The sequence below is a fragment of the Corynebacterium frankenforstense DSM 45800 genome, assembly GCF_001941485.1.
GTDB lineage: Bacteria > Actinomycetota > Actinomycetes > Mycobacteriales > Mycobacteriaceae > Corynebacterium > Corynebacterium frankenforstense.
In genome coordinates this window covers 2,391,769-2,410,730 of record NZ_CP009247.1, presented here as the reverse complement: position 1 = coordinate 2,410,730, position 18,962 = coordinate 2,391,769, and the positions used below count along the sequence as shown (strand labels likewise).

16 protein-coding genes are annotated in these 18,962 nt (G+C 71.0%); 8 read left to right on the top strand and 8 right to left on the bottom strand.

Going from position 1 to position 18,962, the window contains the following annotated elements; all coding sequences use genetic code 11:
• Positions 1–920 precede the first annotated feature (920 nt).
• Positions 921–2,345: a hypothetical protein gene (locus CFRA_RS10520; RefSeq protein WP_156888010.1), complete on the top strand. Its 1,425-nt coding sequence runs from the start codon at positions 921–923 to the stop codon at positions 2,343–2,345.
• 177 nt (positions 2,346–2,522) lie between these two features.
• On the opposite strand, the gene CFRA_RS10515 is transcribed toward CFRA_RS10520, so the two are convergent.
• Positions 2,523–3,935: an AI-2E family transporter gene (locus tag CFRA_RS10515; protein ID WP_156888009.1), complete on the bottom strand. Its 1,413-nt coding sequence runs from the start codon at positions 3,933–3,935 to the stop codon at positions 2,523–2,525.
• Between the two features lie 503 nt (positions 3,936–4,438).
• Here CFRA_RS10515 and dnaK point away from each other — a divergent pair.
• The 4 genes from dnaK (at position 4,439) to CFRA_RS10495 (ending at position 8,685) form a co-directional block, all read left to right on the top strand.
• Complete coding sequence (gene dnaK, locus CFRA_RS10510) at positions 4,439–6,295, top strand: molecular chaperone DnaK (protein ID WP_075664614.1); 1,857 nt, start codon at positions 4,439–4,441, stop codon at positions 6,293–6,295.
• Between the two features lie 8 nt (positions 6,296–6,303).
• Positions 6,304–6,951 (top strand): nucleotide exchange factor GrpE, encoded by a 648-nt coding sequence (grpE, locus tag CFRA_RS10505; RefSeq protein WP_156888105.1) that lies wholly within the window; start codon positions 6,304–6,306, stop codon positions 6,949–6,951.
• A gap of 130 nt (positions 6,952–7,081) precedes the next feature.
• Positions 7,082–8,260, top strand: a complete 1,179-nt coding sequence (gene dnaJ / locus CFRA_RS10500; protein WP_075664612.1) for a molecular chaperone DnaJ — start codon at positions 7,082–7,084, stop codon at positions 8,258–8,260.
• Positions 8,257–8,685: a heat shock protein transcriptional repressor HspR gene (locus tag CFRA_RS10495; RefSeq protein WP_075664611.1), complete on the top strand. Its 429-nt coding sequence runs from the start codon at positions 8,257–8,259 to the stop codon at positions 8,683–8,685. The genes dnaJ and CFRA_RS10495 overlap by 4 nt, the downstream gene beginning before the upstream one ends.
• On the opposite strand, the gene CFRA_RS10490 is transcribed toward CFRA_RS10495, so the two are convergent.
• Positions 8,630–9,784, bottom strand: a complete 1,155-nt coding sequence (locus tag CFRA_RS10490; RefSeq protein WP_075664610.1) for an alpha/beta hydrolase — start codon at positions 9,782–9,784, stop codon at positions 8,630–8,632. The two genes, CFRA_RS10495 and CFRA_RS10490, sit on opposite strands and share 56 nt — an antisense overlap.
• Positions 9,769–10,029 carry a hypothetical protein gene (locus tag CFRA_RS10485; protein ID WP_075664609.1) on the bottom strand — a complete coding sequence of 87 codons (261 nt, stop codon included), beginning with the start codon at positions 10,027–10,029 and terminating at the stop codon, positions 9,769–9,771. Before CFRA_RS10485 ends, CFRA_RS10490 begins: the two co-directional genes overlap by 16 nt.
• Positions 10,030–10,118: 89 nt before the next feature.
• Here CFRA_RS10485 and CFRA_RS10480 point away from each other — a divergent pair, with 89 nt between their 5' ends.
• Entirely contained in the window at positions 10,119–10,913 is a 795-nt protein-coding gene (locus CFRA_RS10480; protein WP_075664608.1) for a carbon-nitrogen hydrolase family protein, read from the top strand.
• A 22-nt stretch (positions 10,914–10,935) separates the two neighbouring features.
• Here the strand turns inward: CFRA_RS10480 and CFRA_RS10475 are convergent, their stop codons facing one another.
• From CFRA_RS10475 to CFRA_RS10465, 3 genes are all read right to left on the bottom strand, one after another.
• A complete protein-coding gene (locus tag CFRA_RS10475) occupies positions 10,936–12,147 on the bottom strand; it encodes a ferredoxin reductase domain-containing protein (protein ID WP_075664607.1) in 1,212 nt (403 codons plus the stop codon).
• 99 nt (positions 12,148–12,246) lie between these two features.
• A complete protein-coding gene (locus CFRA_RS10470) occupies positions 12,247–13,308 on the bottom strand; it encodes an LLM class flavin-dependent oxidoreductase (protein ID WP_075664606.1) in 1,062 nt (353 codons plus the stop codon).
• 7 nt (positions 13,309–13,315) lie between these two features.
• The gene (locus CFRA_RS10465) at positions 13,316–14,422 is read right to left on the bottom strand and encodes an NAD(P)-binding domain-containing protein (RefSeq protein WP_075664605.1); all 1,107 of its coding nucleotides are present in this window, start codon (positions 14,420–14,422) and stop codon (positions 13,316–13,318) included.
• Positions 14,423–14,589: 167 nt separating this feature from the next.
• On the opposite strand from CFRA_RS10465, the gene CFRA_RS10460 reads away from it, so the two are divergent.
• Together CFRA_RS10460 and CFRA_RS10455 are read left to right on the top strand one after the other, a co-directional pair.
• Positions 14,590–15,945 carry a sodium/glutamate symporter gene (locus tag CFRA_RS10460; protein ID WP_075664604.1) on the top strand — a complete coding sequence of 452 codons (1,356 nt, stop codon included), beginning with the start codon at positions 14,590–14,592 and terminating at the stop codon, positions 15,943–15,945.
• Between the two features lie 130 nt (positions 15,946–16,075).
• A complete protein-coding gene (locus CFRA_RS10455) occupies positions 16,076–17,569 on the top strand; it encodes a DHA2 family efflux MFS transporter permease subunit (RefSeq protein WP_083666969.1) in 1,494 nt (497 codons plus the stop codon).
• 24 nt (positions 17,570–17,593) lie between these two features.
• Here CFRA_RS10455 and CFRA_RS10450 read toward each other — a convergent pair whose 3' ends face one another.
• Both CFRA_RS10450 and CFRA_RS10445 read right to left on the bottom strand, forming a co-directional pair.
• The gene (locus CFRA_RS10450) at positions 17,594–17,995 is read right to left on the bottom strand and encodes a hypothetical protein (protein ID WP_075664603.1); all 402 of its coding nucleotides are present in this window, start codon (positions 17,993–17,995) and stop codon (positions 17,594–17,596) included.
• Positions 17,996–18,045: 50 nt separating this feature from the next.
• Positions 18,046–18,945, bottom strand: coding sequence for an SDR family oxidoreductase (locus CFRA_RS10445; RefSeq protein WP_083666968.1), 900 nt, complete (start codon positions 18,943–18,945; stop codon positions 18,046–18,048).
• Positions 18,946–18,962: the final 17 nt, after the last annotated feature.

The window sequence follows — 18,962 nt, the reverse complement described above, 5'->3', positions numbered from 1 at the left end:
ACGCCCGTGATGGTGCTTAGCCGGTAACTGTTTGTCGAGGTGAAGGTGGTTCTTGGTCTGGTTCCGCCTGGGGGTTGGCCCGGATTGGGGTGTGCAGTGATCTACTGCAAGATTCTCCCGCCTACGTCGGCCGGTCATGTAGTGATTCACTGCAAGAACTTCGGGGCCGGGTCAGGGAGGGGCGGGGTGTGTCGGACCGGGGGCGCAGTGATCTACTGCAACGTCTCGTCGAGGGACTCGGGTGCCGGCGCAGTGGGTTACCGCACCGGTCCCGTTGGGGAATGGCAGGTTTCCGGACCGTGGCTCCGCCCGTCCGGCATCGCGTTGCAGTCATCTACTGCAAGCCTCGACAGTCTCCGGGGTCCGTCGCCTTATCGGCACTGATGCAGTGACCTACTGCAAGCTTAGAGTCGGTGACCCGCCGGCCATGAGAGCTTGCCGACCGTTGGGCCCCGTTGCAGCAACTCACTGCAAGACCTGGGCAGGCAGCCGCGACACCACAGGCCTCCTCCCGTCTGGTCTCCCGGCGCAGTGATCTACTGCAGCCCCCATCCAGTCCCGCCGATATCGACTTCGGAACGGCAGCGCAGTGACCTACTGCAGCCCCCATCCAGTCCCACCGATGTCGACTTCGGAACGGCAGTGCAGTGGCCTACTGCAACCCCTACCCGCGAGCACCATCCGGCACGCGCCCACCCCAAAACTCTCAGCCCATATTCGAACACATGACCGACCCATGTCACACCCCTCCACTACACTGAAACCCGAACACACAAGACACAACAAAACACCAGCACACACCACATAACCAGGGGGTAGAAAGGACCATGCGACACCACCGGGGACAACGAAAAGGCCACCACAAAGGATCGAACACCCACATCAAAAAGAGGCTCGGAATCCCCCAAGCTCACCGCACGATGGCCCGGCAGGAGACCAGCCGGCGCCGACGCATCGCCGCCAAGAAAATCAAGACCCGACTGCGCGCCCGCCAGGCCGCCCGTAACCGACGCGAAGAGGAACTACGACTCATGCGCGCCAACCGGTGGCGGAAAAACCAGGCCCCCGCAGGACACATCCCACAAAAAGACGGCACCAACCCACCCAACTACTTCTCGAACACCGACCAGACCGACCCCGTGGCCGTGAAAAGCCAATGGAAACGGCGCCTCGACTACGAGATCTGGATGGACAACCAACCCCGCGCCAACGAGACCATCACCGCCTACTCGACACGCATGGCCGCCTCCACCGCGGTCAGCCGCTACACGATCAAAGACTCCTACGTGACCTCGCTTGGCGCCTACATCGACAAACTGCCCAGGCTGAAGGCCCTACAGGAGATGCTCTTCCACATCGAGGTCAGCTCGCTGCGCACCATCGGCGCCGCCGTCATGGCCGTGGGGGACCCCGTGATCCTGGCACGTATCGATGAGGGCATCACTGACTTTCTCACCCCGACCGCGCCGAGGCAGGCGTTTCCGACGACCTCGAAGATCAGCGACAAGATCAACGAACTGGTCAACCTCTACGACCCCGAGATCCGCCTGCCCCGCGACTTCGACGACGACGGCACACCCGCACCGATACCCGGCATCTTCGAGGCGGACGACTCCCTTGCCGGGGTGACCGAGTACCGCATCACCCTGCCGGATGATCAGGCCAGCATCCTCAACGCCGTGCTGCAGACGAAATCCCTCTCCGATGGGACGAGTCTGACCCAGGCGTTCTACGACACGTTGACCGACAACACCACCGTCACCGTGACCAAGTGGGTCTACCAGGCCGCTGATCTGACCGAAGCGCCGATGTGGCTGCCCGGTGCCGGCTGGCTGTCGCCTGCCGCCCAGGCCCGCTGGGAGGAGATGGTCACCACCGTCAAAGACGCCACCTTGGGCCGGCAGGAGGAAACCGCCGCCCATGATCCGACGATGGGGCTGGACGCCTGGGTTACGGGTGTGCACGCCGACTGCTCGGGCCCGTCGTCGACGACGAAGACACCGGCCACGCAGTTCGAGCACCGCATCCCTCATGAGGAGGGCGGGGCCACGGCACTGGATAATGCCTCGAGGGTGTCGCAGCACTGGCACAACCTGAAGACCGACGGGCAGGTGAAATACCTCCACGACCCGGTGTCGGGGATGACGGTGTGGTTGTTGCCGGGCAACATCTTCCAGGTCAGTGTCCCGGACGGGCCTCTGACTCCGGGTGGGGCGCGTCTTGCGATGACGGTGGCGGAGCATCGTCGGCAGGCTGAGGAGCGGGCGAGGGCCCGGGGTGAGGCGAAGCGGGCTGCCCATAACGAAAAGATCGGTTACGACCCGGCCGCCCCGGTGCCCTTCTGACCAGGCGACGTTCTGACCGGGTTCTCTGCTGCCCCGGGTTCTCGTCGAGCCCGAGAACCTCCGGGCCTAGAGAATCCTCGGCCCGAGAGCCCCAACCCCCGCAAACCACAAAAAACGACGCCCACGCGCAGGGCGCGGGCGTCGGAAAGCAAGGAGAGGAGGTGAAGGAGAGTGGACTCAGTCCTCCGGCTTGCCGACCGCGACGGCGGAGCCACGGGTCTTCTTGAAGCTCGTGAGATCCCGCAGGTGCTCACGGACCTTGGTGAAGCCCTCGGACGCGGTGAGAGTCTCGCCGCGGGCGGTCGCGATCTGGATGTCGTCGATCGTGATCTCGCCGGCGCGCAGCGCCACCATCTCCGAGTGGTAGCGGAACCACACGGCCACGACGGCGGCGACCGGCACCGCGAGGAAGGCACCCATGATGCCGAAGAGCGTGGAACCGACCGTCACCGAGAGCAGCACGATCGCGGCGTGCAGGTTCATCGCCTTCGACTGGATGATCGGCGAGAGCACGTTGCCCTCGATCTGCTGGACCAGGACGATGAGCGCGAGCACCAGCAGCGCGTTGGTCAGGCCGTTGGTCACCAGCGCGATGACGACGGCCAGAGCGCCGGCGGTGAACGCACCGATGATCGGGATGAAGCCCGCGAAGAACGTGATCACGGCCAGCGCCAGCGCCAGCGGCACCTGCAGCACGACCAGGCCCAGACCGATGAAGACGGCGTCGACCGCGGAGACCAGCGCCTGCGCGCGGATGAAGCCGGCCAGCGTGTTCCAGGACCGGGAGAGCACCTCGGTCAGGTGCCAGCCCGCGTTGCCGCCGGTGTACTGACGCATCCAGGGCAGGAAGCGCGGGCCGTCCTTGAGGAAGAAGAACGTCATGACGACCATGACCAGCAGCGTCACCGCCGCCGAGGTCGCCCCCGACAGGCCGGCGAAGACACCGGAGGCGATCTGCGAGGCGCGCTCCTGCAGGAAGCCCATGACGTCGTTGAGCAGGTTCTCGAACTCGCCGAGCTCCAGGTTGAGCGGCGGGCCCTGCACCCAGTCCAGCAGCCGCTGGCCGCCGTCCTGCGCCTGCTCCACGAGCACCGGGATCTGCTTGCGGATCGACGGCGCGATGAGGGCGCCGACGCCGAAGATGATCGCGACCGCGCCGAGCAGCGTGATCACGACGGCGAGCGACGCCGGGACCTTGTGCTCGCGCAGCCACTTGACCGGCGGCCACAGGACGGTGCAGACGATGAGCGCGAGCAGCACCGGCAGCAGGCCGGTCCAGACCATGCCGAGGCCCTGCCAGAGGATCCAGCCGGCGGCGACCATGATGATGAAGCGCAGCGCCCAGCCGGCGGCCCAGCGGCCGTCGCGGCCGATGATCACGCCGCGGTCGGTCACGCCCTCGTCGCGCTCGACCGCGCCGGCGAAGGTGCCCTCCACGTGCGCGTGGACCGTGGCGGGGAAGTCCTCCGTCATGCGGCGCTGGGCGTCCTCCTCCGGCGGGGTCGGCGGATCGACCTGCTCGGAGCGCTCGATCTGCTCTTCGGTGCGCGAGCCCGCGGGCTGCTCACCGGACTTATCGGAGTTCGTCATATAGCGAGCGTATCGGAGCGGACCGCCGAGGGACACCCGGACGGCCGCCGCGGGCCGGGCCCGCCCGGGAGATGGCCGGGGAGAGTGCCCGGGCGGCAGCCCGGGGAGAGTGCCCGGGAAACAGTCCACGAGATTAACGACGCCCCGCGCCCAGGGCGTCGGCGCGCAGGCGACCGTGCGCGGTCGACTGCGCTTGCTCGACGGCGCTTGCTCGACAAAGCGCGGTCGACGGTGCGCGGTTGACGGTGCGCAGGCACGCACGTTGGGAGAGGGCTGCACAGGGTGGGGGACGCGCGACGTCGGAAATTTATGTGCGTTGAGCTGCGGAGACGGAGAAAGTTGAGTCTGTATGGAACAATTTTGGCGCCGGGGCGTTGTACCTGGTGCGAGGTTGAGTGAGCCTGGCTCAAGGGATTCTGTTACAGTGGTCCGCGTTGAGCCGCGACGGGTCAACTCCGCCAGAAGCTAACGAACGAACACTTAAATCAGGAGGAACACACACCATGGGTCGCGCAGTAGGAATCGATCTCGGCACCACCAACTCGGTCGTCTCCGTGCTCGAGGGCGGTGAGCCGCAGGTCATCGCGAACTCCGAGGGTTCGCGTACCACCCCGTCGGTCGTCGCCTTCGCCAAGAACGGCGAGGTGCTGGTGGGCCAGTCCGCCAAGAACCAGGCGGTCACCAACGTCGACCGCACCATCCGCTCGGTCAAGCGCCACATCGGCGACTCGAGCTGGCACGTCGACATCGACGACAAGAAGTACACCGCGCAGGAGATCTCCGCGCGCACGCTGATGAAGCTGAAGAGGGACGCCGAGAGCTACCTCGGTGAGGACGTCACCGACGCCGTCATCACCGTCCCGGCCTACTTCGAGGACTCCCAGCGTCAGGCCACCAAGGAGGCCGGCCAGATCGCGGGCCTGAACGTCCTGCGCATCGTCAACGAGCCGACCGCGGCCGCCCTGGCCTACGGCCTGGAGAAGAACGACGACGACCAGACCATCCTGGTCTTCGACCTCGGCGGCGGCACCTTCGACGTCTCCCTGCTCGAGATCGGCGACGGTGTGGTCGAGGTCCGCGCCACCGCCGGCGACAACGAGCTCGGCGGCGACGACTGGGACCAGCGCATCGTCGACTGGCTCGTCGAGAAGTTCCAGGGCGCCCACGGCATCGACCTGACCAAGGACAAGATGGCCCTGCAGCGTCTGCGTGAGGCCGCCGAGAAGGCCAAGATCGAGCTGTCCAGCTCGCAGCAGACCTCCATCAACCTGCCCTACATCACCGTCGACGCCGACAAGAACCCGCTGTTCCTGGACGAGACCCTCTCGCGTGCCGAGTTCCAGCGCATCACCCAGGACCTGCTGGACCGCACCAAGAAGCCGTTCAACCAGGTGCTCTCCGACGCCGAGCTCTCGGTCTCCGAGATCGACCAGGTCGTCCTGGTCGGCGGCTCGACCCGTATGCCGGCCGTGGCCGACCTGGTCAAGGAGCTCTCCGGCAAGGAGCCGAACAAGGGCGTCAACCCGGACGAGGTCGTCGCCGTCGGCGCCGCCCTGCAGGCCGGCGTGCTGCGCGGTGAGGTCAAGGACGTGCTGCTGCTCGACGTGACCCCGCTGTCGCTGGGCATCGAGACCAAGGGTGGTGTGATGACCAAGCTCATCGAGCGCAACACCACCATCCCGACCAAGCGCTCCGAGACCTTCACCACCGCCGAGGACAACCAGCCCTCCGTGCAGATCCAGGTCTTCCAGGGCGAGCGTGAGATGGCCAGCGCCAACAAGCTGCTCGGCTCCTTCGAGCTCGGCGGCATCGCGCCGGCTCCCCGCGGCGTGCCTCAGATCGAGGTGACCTTCGACATCGACGCCAACGGCATCGTGCACGTCACCGCCAAGGACAAGGGCACCGGCAAGGAGAACACGATCACCATCCAGGACGGCTCCGGCCTGTCCCAGGAGGAGATCGACCGCATGGTCAAGGACGCCGAGGCCCACGCCGAGGAGGACAAGAAGCGTCGCGAGGACCAGGAGACCCGCAACTCCGCGGAGTCGATGGTCTACCAGACCCGCAACTTCGTGAAGGAGAACGAGGACAAGCTCTCCGACGACGTCAAGGGCAAGGTCGAGGACGCCGCCAAGGGCGTCGAGGAGGCGCTCAAGGGCGACGACCTCGAGGCCATCAAGTCGGCCGTCGAGAAGCTGTCGACCGAGTCCCAGGAGATGGGCAAGGCCATCTACGAGGCCAGCCAGAACCAGGGCACGACCGAGGCGGGTGCCGCCGGTACCGCCGGCGCCGCTGACGACGACGTTGTCGACGCCGAGGTCGTGGACGAGGACGAGAACAAGGACGGTGGCGATAAGTGACCAACCCGATGAGCGACGACCCCGGCGCCCCCGAGGCGACCGACCCGGAGGCGACCAGCCCCGAGTCCGCTGAGGCCGCCGTCGAGGAGGCGGAGGCCGTGGTGGACGACGCCGCTGCCGCCGACGCTGAGGCTGCTGAGCCGGAGGCGGAGGCTGCGCACGAGGCGGAGGACGGCCTCGCGGCCGAGCTCGCCGAGCGCACGGAGGACCTGCAGCGGGTCACCGCCGAGTACACCAACTACCGGCGGCGCACCGAGCGGGAACGCCAGGCCGCCGTCGAGCACGCCCGCGCCGGCGTGGTCGGCCAGCTGCTGCCGATCCTCGACGACCTCGAGCTGGCCCGCCGCCACGGCGACCTCGAGGACGGACCGCTGAAGTCCTTCGCGGACAAGTTCCGCGGCACGCTCGACTCGCTGGGCCTGGAGGCCTTCGGCGAGGAGGGCGAGCCCTTCGACCCGGAGATCCACGAGGCCGTCCAGGACGCCTCGACCGGCGACGAGAAGGTCCTCGGCAACGTCCTGCGGCAGGGCTTCTCCCTCGGCGGGAAGACGGTGCGCACCGCGATGGTGATCATCGGCGACCCGCAGGGCGACGCCCCGGCGGACAACGGGGACTCCGAGGACTCCGCGGACGCGGAGCACACCGAGGAGGCCTAGCCCCGCCTCCCGGGCCGTCGGCGCGAGCCGGCGGCCCGGACCTTTAGCACCTTTTACTTAGACAGATTTAGCACCGTATTCAGTTAGCCCGACCACCGATGAAGACGATGGCGGAAGGAGGAGATGCCCAGTGGCTGAACGTGAATGGGCAGACAAAGACTATTACGCGGACCTGGGTGTCTCCTCGTCCGCGGGCCACGACGAGATCAAGCGCGCCTACCGCAAGATCGCACGCGAGAACCACCCGGACAAGAAGCCGGGCGACAAGGCCGCCGAGGCCCGGTTCAAGCGCGCCGCGGAGGCCTACGACGTCGTCGGCGACGAGAAGAAGCGCAAGGAGTACGACGAGTTCCGGGCGATGATCGCCCACGGCGGATTCGGAGGTACCGGGTTCCCGCCCGGCGGGTTTCGCACGTCGACGCAGGGCGCGAACGGATTCAACGTCAACGACATCTTCGGACAGGGTGGAGGATTTTCTGCAGAAGGCGGTCTGGGTGACCTCTTCGGTGACATCTTTGGCGGTAGGGGTGGCGGTCGCCAGCGTGCTTCGTCGCGGTCGCGGCGGGCGTCGCGGGGGGCCGACGTCGAGACGCAGATAACGCTCGACTTCCGCGAGGCCGCCAAGGGCACGACCCTGCCGCTGCAGATCTCCGGCGAGGCGCCCTGCGCGACCTGCCACGGCTCGGGCTCCCGCTCGGGCGAGAAGGCCAACTGCCCCGAGTGCGACGGCACCGGCTACACCAACGAGCAGCGCGGCGCCTTCGGGTTCTCCGCGCCGTGCGCGAAGTGCCAGGGCACCGGCGAGGTCATCGAGGACCCGTGCACCACGTGCTCGGGCACCGGCACCGTGCACCGCACCCGCTCGATCACCGTGCGCATTCCCGCCGGTGTCATCGACGGGCAGAAGGTGCGCCTGGCCGGCCAGGGCGAGGCCGGCCCGAACGGGCGGCCGTCCGGCGACCTCTTCGTCACCGTCCACGTGCGTGACGACGCCGTGTTCACCCGCAAGGGCGACGACCTGGAGGTCACCGTGCCCGTGTCCTTCGCCGAGCTGGCGCTCGGCGACACGGTCACCGTGCCGACCCTGGACTCGCCGGTGCGCGTGAAGATCCCCGCCGGTACCCGCGACGGGCGCACCCTGCGGGTGCGTGGCCGCGGCATCAACGGCGGCGACCTGCTGGTCACCGTCGAGGTGAACGTGCCGACCCACCTGGACGCGGCCGCGACCTCCGCGCTGCGCACCTACGCGCAGGCCGAGCGGGAGTCCGGCTTCGACCCGCGGGCCGACTGGGAGGGGGCGCGGCGATGAGTGACAAGGAAGAGCCGGTCACCGAGGAGGTCTTCGTGATCTCCGTGGCCGCGCAGCTCTCCGGCATGCACGCCCAGACGCTGCGCACCTACGACCGCCTCGGCCTGGTGACCCCCGCGCGCACCCGCGGCGGCGGGCGGCGCTACTCGCGTGAGGACGTCGCGCTGCTGCGCAGGGTGCAGAAGCTCAGCCAGGTCGACGGCGTGAACCTCGCCGGGATCAAGGCGATCCTGGACCTCGACCGCGAGAACGCGGAACTGCGGCGCCGCGTCGACGATCTCGAGGCCGAGAACGAGGCGCTGCGCGAGGCGCACACCGCCCGGACGCGCGGCGGCGAGCTGGTGCCCGTGCCGCGGTCTACGGCCGTGGTCATGTGGAGCCCCGGGGCGCGTAGACGCCGGTCGAATCGCCCGGACCACGCGTGATCGCCGCGAGCGCGGCGAGCGTGACCGGGTCCGCCCAGTAACCGCTGTGGTCCACGCCCCGGCCCGCGTGCCACACGCGCGCCCCGAAGCCGGGGGACGTCGGGTCCCGCCCGTGCACCCCGTCGCGGGCGTCGACGGTCAGGCCGATGGGGTCGGACGCGGACGTGATCGCGTGCACCCCGCCTGCGCCGGCGAGTGAGAGCTCGCCGGCGTTTTTCGCGTCCACCCCCGGACTGCCGACGAGCACCAGGTCATCGGCCTCGAGCGGTGCGCGGTCGTCGCGCGCGGCCCGGGCGGCGACGACGGAGCCGTAGCTGTGGCCGAGGACCACGCGGCGCTGCCCGGGGTTGCGGGCGGCGAGCGAGGCCTGGAAGGTGCGCAGGTCCGCCGCGCCGTTGGCCGCCGGCTCCCGGGCCACCGCGCCGGTCAGCGTCGAGGGTGCGCGGTAGCCGAGCCACATCACGGTCGCGGCCCCGGTCGCCGCGTGCAGGTCGCGGGCCCGGGAGAGGTGACCGGGCCAGGACTCCGGCTTCGAGGAGCCGACCCCGGCGACGAAGGTGAGGGTGGTGTCCGCGTCGTCGAGGTCGCCGACCACGGCGACGATCCCGTCGGGGCCGGCCTCGAGCAGGCGGGCCCCGCTGCCGGCGAAGAGCGGCGCGAGCTCGGGGTTCTCGGTCAGCTGCAGCTCGTGGACGGCGTCGGGGGAGAGGTCGTCGAGGTCGCCGAGGCGGCGCCCGGGCGGGGCGGCCGGCGGAGTGCACAGGGCGGTGACCTCCTCGGCGCAGCGCCGGTCGAGGACCGCGCCGAAGGCGTCGGCGAGGTCGGCGAGCGGGCCCTCCCAGCCGATGAGCCGCTCGTGCAGGGAGGCCGAGAGGTCGAGCACCGAGGCGACCGCGGTCATCTGCGCGGCCGTCTCGGCCCAGGGCGGGGAGGTCTCGGCCAGGCGCGCGACGCCGGCCGCCGGGCCACCGGCCACGTCGACGGCGAGTGCGGACTCCTCGGCGGCCCAGTCGCGGCCGGTCGCGCGGGCGTCGGCGGCGGCCGCGCGCAACCCGGCGGCCGCGGCGCGCAGGCGCAGGGCGGTCAGCGCCGGAGCCATGCGGCGGTCTCCGCGTCGGCGGCCAGCGCGGTCTCGGAGAGCAGACTCAGATCCGCGAGCACCTCGGCGCGGCGGCGGGCGCGATCGGACAGGGTGCCGTTCCAGGCGGTGAGGGCGCGGGTGAGCGCAGCGGCGGTGCGGGGCGGGTCGGCGAGCGGGACGGCGATCGAGGGGGCGTTGACGGCGGCCAGTGCGGCGCGGAGGCGGGCGTGGAAGGCCTCGGTGAGGATCAGGTTCTCGGTCATGGCCCCATTGCAGCGTGCCGGAGCGCGCGGTGCGCGCCGCGAGCGGCGAACCTGTGGATAACTCGGGCCCATCCACATACCCTGGGACCATGCGAATTGCGGCGGCACAGATCCTGTCCACGGGTGACCCGGAGAAGAACCTGGTCACGGTCACCGAGGCGGTCCGGGAGGCGGCGGCCGCGGGCGCGCGCGTGGTCGTGCTGCCCGAGGCGAGCTCCCAGGCCTTCGGCACCGGGCGCCTCGACGAGCGCGCCGAGGAGCTCGACGGGCCCTTCGCCGAAGGCGTGCGCGCGGTGGCCGAGGAGACGGGCACCGTGGTCGTCGTCGGCATGTTCCGCCCGGCCGACCAGGCCTTCCGGGACGGAAGGACGGTCAACCGCGTCTTCAACACGGCGCTGATCACCGGCCCCGGCGTGGACGACCACTACGACAAGATCCACACCTACGACGCCTTCGACTACGAGGAGTCCGCCACGGTCAAGCCCGGCGAACGCGTGGTCACCTTCGACGTCGACGGGGTGCGCCTGGGCGTGGCGATCTGCTTCGACCTGCGCTTCCCGGAGCTCTTCCGCGAGCTGGCCTGCCGCGGCGCGCACGCCGTGGTGGTGCCCACGAGCTGGGCGGACGGGCCAGGCAAGCTCGAGCAGTGGCTGCTGGTGACCCGGGCGCGCGCGATGGACACCGGCTGCTACATCGTCGGGGCGGACCAGGCGCTGCCCGAGGAGGAGACCGACGGGCCGACGGGCGTGGGCCACTCGGTGGTCGTGGGCCCGGACGCGGGCATCGTCGAGGAGGCCGGCGACCGGCCCGGGATCATCTACGCGGACATCGACACGGAGGCCGTGGCGCAGCAGCGCCGCACCCTCCCGGTGCTGCCGCGCTGAGCGCCCGGCCCCGGACGCGGACCTAGTCCCAGCTGAACACGGGCGAGAAGTCCTCGACCTGCACGTCGGCGGCGCCGGCGGCGCGGGCGGCGGCCACGCTCGCTGCGGCCGGCTCGGGCGGGCCGGCGACGATGACGCGCCGGCCGGTGAGGTCCCCGGCGGCCTCGACGGGCTCGGCGACCGTCCTGACGACCCCGGAACCGGCCCCCGCCCCGGAACCAGCCCCGGCCCCCGCCCCGGCAGAAGGCAACTTGACCGAGGAGCGCACCCACCACGCGTCGGTGGGGTGCGCGGCGGTGGCGGTGACGGTGAGCCACGAGGTCGCCGCCGCGAGCGCTGAGAGCGCGGGCAGGTCGTAGAGCTCGCCGGGGTACTCGGCGTGCATGACCACGTGGACCTCGGGGCGGGTCTGGGCGCTGAGCAGCGCGGTGACCAGGGCGCGCAGCGGGGCCCAGCCGGTGCCGTGGGCGATCATCGTCACCGGGCGCGGGTCGGCGGGGTCCAGGCGCAGCCCGCCCTCGGGGCGCCCGAAGACCCACTGGTCGCCCACCCGGGCGCGGCCGAGGTCGTGGACGGGGCAGTCGGCGGACAGGTCGAGGTGGAAGCGCAGCTGACCCATCGCGTCGGCCGGCAGCGCCGGGGCCAGCGGCACCCACACCCCGGGGGTGTAGGTGGCGGTGGTGGGCAGGCGCTGGCCGGGCGTGTAGGCCACCGGCAGGCCGGCGTCCACGGAGATCACCGCGATGCGGCGGGCGGGCCGCTCGACGGAGATGACCTGCCCGGCCGAGGCGGCGGGCACGCCGGCGCGGGCGTCGGCGAGGTCGGCGTCGGCCATGTGGGCGCAGCAGACCTCGGCGAGGTCCTCGGCGCGGGCGGCGGCCAGCGTGTAGTGCGCGCCGGCGGCCTTGAGCGCGGCACGCAGGCCCGCGCGCAGGGCGGTGGCCTGGGCGGCGTAGCGGGCGGCGGGCAAACCGTGGCGGCGCTCGGCGCGGGCGACGGCGGCGAGCCGGCCGGCGACCTCGTCGGAGAGGACGGGCAGGTGGCCGGAGCGCGGCTCCGGGTTGTGCTCGAGGACCCAGGCGGCGACGAAGGCGACGGTGGGCTCGGCGGCGCGCAGGGAGGGCACGGCCGCGGCCTGGCCGAAGTCCTCGGCCAGGCGTCCGCGGACGGCGGCGGCGAAGGCGTCGGCGTGGCCGCGGATCAGGCGGGCGAGGTCGGCGAAGCTGGCGGGCATGGGGCCAATCTTAGGGTCCGGCCCGCCGCGTCACTCCAATGCGTTCAGGCCAGTCACCCCAATGCGTTCAGGCCAGTCACCCCAACGCGTTCAGGTCGGTCACTCCAGCCCGGTCAGGTCGGTGTCCGGGGCGCCCGGCCGCCAGCCGAGCTCGCCGGCGACGTGGCGGGCGAAGTTCTCCAGGATCGAGGCGTTGACCTCGACACCCATCGGGTTGGGGATGGTGAGCATGAGGGTGTCCGCGCTCATCACGGCGGCGTCGGCGCGCAGCTGCTCGACGAGCTTGTCCGGCTCGGCGGCGTAGGTGCCGCCGAAGGTGACGGGCACGCCCTCGCCGAGCGAGCCGACCTGGTCGCCGGAGGCCAGCGTGCCGAAGAGCTCGCGGTCGCGCCCCGTCACGATGGGGAAGACGGAGCGGGAGACGGACACGCGCGGGGTCCAGGGGTGGCCGGCTTCCTTCCACGCGGCGCGGTAGCGCTCGATCTGCTCGGCCTGCAGGTCGCCGAGCGAGGAGCCGTCGGCCTCGCTGACGAGCGTCGAGCTCATCAGGTTCACGCCGTCGTGGGCGGCCTGCTCGGCGGTGGCGTGCGAGCCCGCGCCCCACCAGATGTGGCGGCGCAGCGTCGGCGACTGCGGAAAGACGGGCAGGCCGACGCCCGGGTGGTACATCTGCGGGTACTGGTTCTCCAGGGTGTCGGAGACGGCCATCGCCTCGCCGTCGGCGGCGGCGAGCAGGCGCAGGAACTTCTGCCGGGCCATGTCGCGCCCGTCGGGGGCCTCGGCGGTGTAGCCGAAGGCCTCCCAGCCGCGGCGGGCGGGCTCGGGTGAGCCGCGCGAGACGCCGAGGGCCACGCGCCCGCGGGAGACGAGGTCGAGGGTGGCGGCCTCCTCGGCCAGGTGCAGCGGGTTCTCGTAGCGCATGTCGATCACGCCGGTGCCGACCTCGAGGTTCTCGGTCGCGCCGGCCACGGCGCCGAGCAGGCTCATCGGCGAGGAGTGCTGCGGGGCGAAGTGGTGGACGCGGAAGTAGGCGCCGTTGACGCCGATCGCGTCGGCGCGCCGGGCCAGCTCGACGGCCTGCGTGAGGCTCTCGCCGGCGTCGGGGCCGCTCTGGTGGCCGATGGCGTGGTGTCCGAAGGAGAGGTATCCGAAGTATTTCATGCGGCCATTATAGCTGACGTGTCAACAACTTTGCAGCGGCGCGGCCCGCCTTGCGTCCCGCACGCGTCGCACCCACCGTCGACGCCGTCGAACCGTAGCCCGCGAGCAGCACCCGCGGCTCGCGCTCCGGGGTGACCTCGTCGCGCATCCGGATCCCGCCGCCCGGCCCGCGCAGCCGCAGCGGCGCCAGGTGCCCGAGCGCCGGCCGGAAGCCCGTGTTGAAGAAGATGACGTCCGCGTCCACCGGCCCCGGCTGCGGCGCCCAACTGCCCGGCACCACGAGCTCCCGCTTGCCGACGTCGCGCGGCTCGCCGAAGACGACACCGTGCGCCGTGGCGCGGGCCAGAGGCCCGCGCGAGACGAGCGTGCCGTCCGCGACACCCTCCAGATACTCCGGCAGGGAGGGGATGCCGGTGTTCTCGACCACCGGCCTCGGCGCGCGGCCGGCCGCCGTGTCGGCGCGCACCCGGGCCTCGACGTCGCGGCCCCAGGCCAGGTCGAAGGGGCGGGCGGTGAAGCGCGGCGGGGTGCGGGTGGACCAGACGGTCCCGGTGACCTCGGCGAGCTCGAGGAGGAACTGCACCGCCGAGAGCCCGCCGCCGACGACCACGGTGCGCGCCCCCGCGAAGTCGGCGGCCCGGGTGTAGTCGACCGTGTGCAGCACCTTTCCGCGGAACTCCCCGAGCCCCGGGAGGTGCGGCACGAACGGCCGGGTCCAGGTGCCCGTGGCGTTGACCACCACGCGGGCGCGCCACCGGGCGCCGCCCGCGGCGGTGACCACCAGGGCGTCGTCAATCGACTCCACGGACCGCACCCGCACGGGGCGCAGGACCGGCAGGGCGAACCGGCGCTCGTAGGCGCCGTAGTACTCGGCGACGAGGCGGGAGGCGGGCACGGACGGGTCGGGGCGCCGCATGGGCAGGCCGGGCAGGTCGGCGATGCCGTGGGCGCGGCCCAGGGTCAGGGAGTCCCAGCGCTCGCGCCAGGCGCCGCCCGGACCGGCGCCGGCGTCGAGGACGACGAAGCGCTCCACGCCGCGACGGCGCAGCTCGTGGGCGGTGGCCAGGCCCGCCTGCCCGGCGCCGATGACGACGACGTCGACGTTCGTGTACATGTCACCGAGCCTATCGGGAAAGTGGTGTGACCGAGCTGGTGGTGTGGCCTCCGACGCCGGGAACTAGAGTAGTTGTCTGGTGCACTCCCGAAGGATGATGCGCCGTCCGCGAACCGGACAGTCTCCGGACGGTCCCGGACCCAGACGGATTCTCACGAGGAGCAGAAGTGGAATACACCCCCTTTTCCCTGCTGATTGACGTGGGATGGATCTCCATCCTGATGGTCATCGGCAACGTGCTGCGGCGCACCGTCCCCTGGTTCCAGCAGCTGCTGCTGCCCAGCCCGATCATCGGCGGCCTGCTCGGCCTGCTGCTCGGGCCGGGCGCGCTGGGCTGGATCGGGTTCTCCGACAACATGGGCGACTACACGACGATCCTGATCGCCGCCGTCTTCGCCTCCATGCCCTTCTCCATGGTCTTCGACCGCTCCGTGCGGTCCGGCGCGAAGACCATGTGGTCCTACTCGACCGGCATGTTCATGATCCAGTGGGGCCTGTTCATCCTGCTGGGCATCTTCCTGTTCAAGCCGATCTGGGGCACCGAGGACTGGTTCGGCATGATGCTGCCGACCGGCTTCATCGGCGGCTTCGGCACCGCGGCGGCCGTCGGCTCCTCGCTGGACGCCGCGGGCGCGGACGGCGTGGCCAGCTCGCTGGGCTTCACCTCGGCGACCATCGGCACGCTGGCGGCCATCGTCGGCGGCGTCATCTTCGCCAACTGGGGCATCCGCACCGGGCGCGCCTCGACCGTGCCCGGCACCCTGCCCAAGGAGATGCGCTCCGGCTACATCTCCGAGCACGACGAGCGCCCCTCGATCGGCAAGGCGACCACCAACCCCTCCTCGATCGAGGCGGTCACCCTGCACGTCGGCGTCATCGCCCTGGTGATCATGATCGCCTACTACGTCAACGACCTGATCAAGTACTTCTTCCCGGCGGTCTCCATCCCGCTGTTCGCCATGTCCTTCGTGGTCGGCATCGTGGTCAAGCTGCTGATGAACATGGTCGGCGCGCGCGACTACCTCGACCGCGACACGGTCAACTCCGTCTCCGGTGGTGCGACCGACTACCTGATCGCCTTCGGCATCGCCTCGATCATCCCCTCGGCCATCGCCGACTACCTGGTGCCGCTGGTCGTCCTCTTCGTGCTGGGCACCCTGTGGTGCACGCTGTTCTTCTTCATCGCCTCGCCGGTCTACTTCGGGAAGAACTGGCTCGAGCGCGGCCTCTTCGGCTGGGGCTGGGCCACCGCCGCCGTGGCCACCGGTATCGCCCTGCTCAAGATCGTCGACCCGAAGATGAAGTCCGGCACGCTGAACGAGTACGGCGTGGCCTACATCGGCTTCGCCCCCTTCGAGATCGGCATGACCATCGTCGCCCCGATCGCTGCCGTGGCCGGCTGGACCATGGGACTGGGCATCGTCTCCACGGTGATAGCCGTGGTGGTGCTGGTCACGCCGTTCGTCTTCCGCTGGCTGCCCGGGCACACCCAGGACGAGGCCAGACGCAAGATAATCGGCTGACGGTTGCGGGTCAGGTGACGGCTGGATAGACTGCCCTTCGCTTGACCTGCACCAACCACAATTTCATTGAAGGCCCCGCGCAACCGGACGAATGCGCGGAGGCCTTCTTCGTTGTTTTGAAGGAGCGCGTATGAGCCAGACACCCGCCCCCGAATCCGCCGCCCGCGAGCCCGGACGGCCCGAGCAGCCGGAGAAGCTCGACGCCACCGCGGTGACCGTCATCGCGACCCTGGTGGCCACCTCGTTCGTGATGCTGCTCAACGAGACGGCCCTCTCGGTCGCCCTGCCCGTGATCATGGCGGACTTCGACGTCGCCGCCGCCACCGCCCAGTGGCTGCTCACCGCGGTGATGCTGACGATGGCCGTGATGATGCCGACCACCGGCTGGATCCTGGACCGCTTCACCACCCGCACCGTCTACCTCTCCGCGGCCGTCTTCTTCCTGCTCGGCTCCGTGGCCTGCGCGCTGGCGCCGAGCTTCCCCGTGCTGCTCGGCGGGCGCATCCTGCAGGCCGTGGGCACCGCGATGGTGCTGCCGCTGCAGATGACCGTGGTGATGACCATCGTGCCCCCGGCCCGCCGCGGCACCGTCATGGGCGCGATCTCCGTGGTCATGGCCGTCGGCCCCGCGCTCGGGCCGACCTTCGCCGGCGCCGTGATGTCCTTCTCCACCTGGCACACCACCTTCTGGATCATGGCCGGCCTCGTGGTCATCGCCGGGCTCTTCGCCGCCTGGCGGATGACGAACGTCGGCGAGATCCGCGTCGCCCCGCTCGACGCGCTGTCGGTGGTGCTCTCCGCCTTCGCCTTCGGCGGCCTGGTCTACGCGCTCAGCTCGATCGGCGCCATCGTGCGCGGCAGCGACGCCGCCCCGATCGCGGTCGGCATGGCCGTTGTCGGCGTGATCGGCCTGGCGCTCTTCGTCTGGCGCCAGCTGGCCATGGGGGAGCGCGCGCTGCTGAGCCTGCGCCCGCTGACCGTGCGCAACTTCGTGCTCTGCGCCGTCGTCCTGCTCTTCTTCCAGGCCGCCATGCTGGGCGTGGCCAACCTGCTGCCGCTCTACCTGCAGGGGGCGCTGCTGACCACCGCGCTGCTGGCCGGCCTGGCCACGCTGCCCGGCGGCCTGGTCGAGACGGTGCTCTCGCCGGTCTCGGGCGTGATGTTCGACCGCTTCGGCCCGCGGCCCCTGATCGGGCCCGGCGTGGCGATCGGCGCCGTGGCGCTCTTCTGGCTGTCCACCGTCGACCACGAGACCCCCTACGGGCTGATCCTGGCCGTCTACGCGCTCTTCGCCGTCTCCATGGCCATGACGCTGACCCCGCTGATCACCACCGCGCTCTCCTCGCTGCCCAGCGAGATCTACAGCCACGGCTCGGCGATCTTCAACACCGTCATGCAGCTGGCGGGCGCGGCCGGCACGGCCGTCTCCATCGCCGTCTACGAGGTCGTCGCCGAGTCCCGCGGCGGCGACCCGGCCGCCGTGGGCGTCGGCGCGGGCTGGGCCTTCCTGGTCAACGCGGTGCTGCTGGCCGTCGCGGTCGCCTTCGCCGTGTTCATCCGTCGCCCCGAGGAGGGCGCCGGCTCCGCGAAGGTCACCACCATCACCGAGGAGCCGGCCGCCTAGTTCCCCGGCCTCAATTCCCCGGCTTCAGCTCGCCGGCTTCAGCTCGCCGGCGCGGTGCAGCATCGCGGAGGCGACGGTGAGCCGCAGCAGCGTGGTCTGCTTGCCGACGTCCACCCGGTCGCCGTCGCAGAACCAGTCACCGTCGGCGGCGGGCGCGGCCACGGCCGCGCCGTGCGCGTCGACGAGCAGCACCCAGCCGTGCGGGTCGCGCGGCTGGAAGACGAGCGTCATGTGGTCGTCGGCCGGCAGGCGGCGCAGCGCGGGCCCGGCCATCGAGCCGGGGACCTCGAGCACGCCCTCGCCGGCGGGGCGCACGAGCACCTCGTGGACGCGCGGGAAGTCGCGCTCGGGGGTGGGCACGAGGATGCCGGGGCCGTATTCGGAGAGTTTGCCGGGCAGCTCGGCCGGGGTGACGCGGATGGACATGCCACTCAGGTTAGGCCGGGTCGGTCGAGTCCGTGTCAGCGCAGCCCGGGTCAGCGCAGCCCGTGGCGGCGTGCGAGGATGCCGGCCATCGCGTCGCGGGGCAGGAGCCGCGCGGCGGCGAAGGCCAGCGGGGCCTGCGAGCCGACGGCGTAGAGGGGCGCGGGGCGGGCGGCGGTGACCGGCTTCATGATCTCGGCGGCGACCCGTTCGGCGGAGATGCCGCGCGACTCGTTGCGGTTGAGCCGGCGCAGCATCGTGGTGAACTCCCCGGCGTAGGGCCCGTCCGGGTCGACGTAGACGGTGCGCCGGGCCGACAGTCCGGTGGCGATCGCGCCGGGCTCGACCACGGAGACGCCGATGCCGAAGCCGCGCAGCTCGCGGCGGGCGGCGAAGGCGAACTGGCGCACGGCGGCCTTGGAGGCGCCGTAGCTGCCGCGGTAGGCCAGCGGGAAGCTGCCGAGCATCGAGCCGATGAAGATCACGCGGCCGCGCCGGGAGTTGCGCATGCCGGTCAGCACCTTCTGGGTGACCTCGATCTGGCCGATGGTGTTGATCTGGAAGACGCGCTCGAGCGCGGAGCGCGGCAGCTCTTCGACGGGCCCGTTCTGCGACTCGCCGGCGTTGTTGACCAGCACGGTCACCCCGCCGTCCGCGCTGCCTGAGAGCCCACGGCTGCGCAGCTCGCCGGGCAGCAGCGCGATCGAGGCGGGGTCGGCCAGATCCAGCGGCAGCAGCTCGACGCCCTCGGGCGCGTCCGCCGTGTGCGGGGTGCGTGAGGTGCCCAGCACGCGGAAGCCGGCGTCGCGCAGGGCGACGGCGACGGCGCGGCCGATGCCGCTGGTCGCGCCGGTGACCAGGGCGGTCTCGCCGGGGCGGACCGGCGGCAGGTCGGCGGGCAGGAAGGTCGCCAGGGGAGCCGAGGAGCGGAGCCGGCGCAGGAGGTTTGCCATGGCGACAGTCTCGCAGG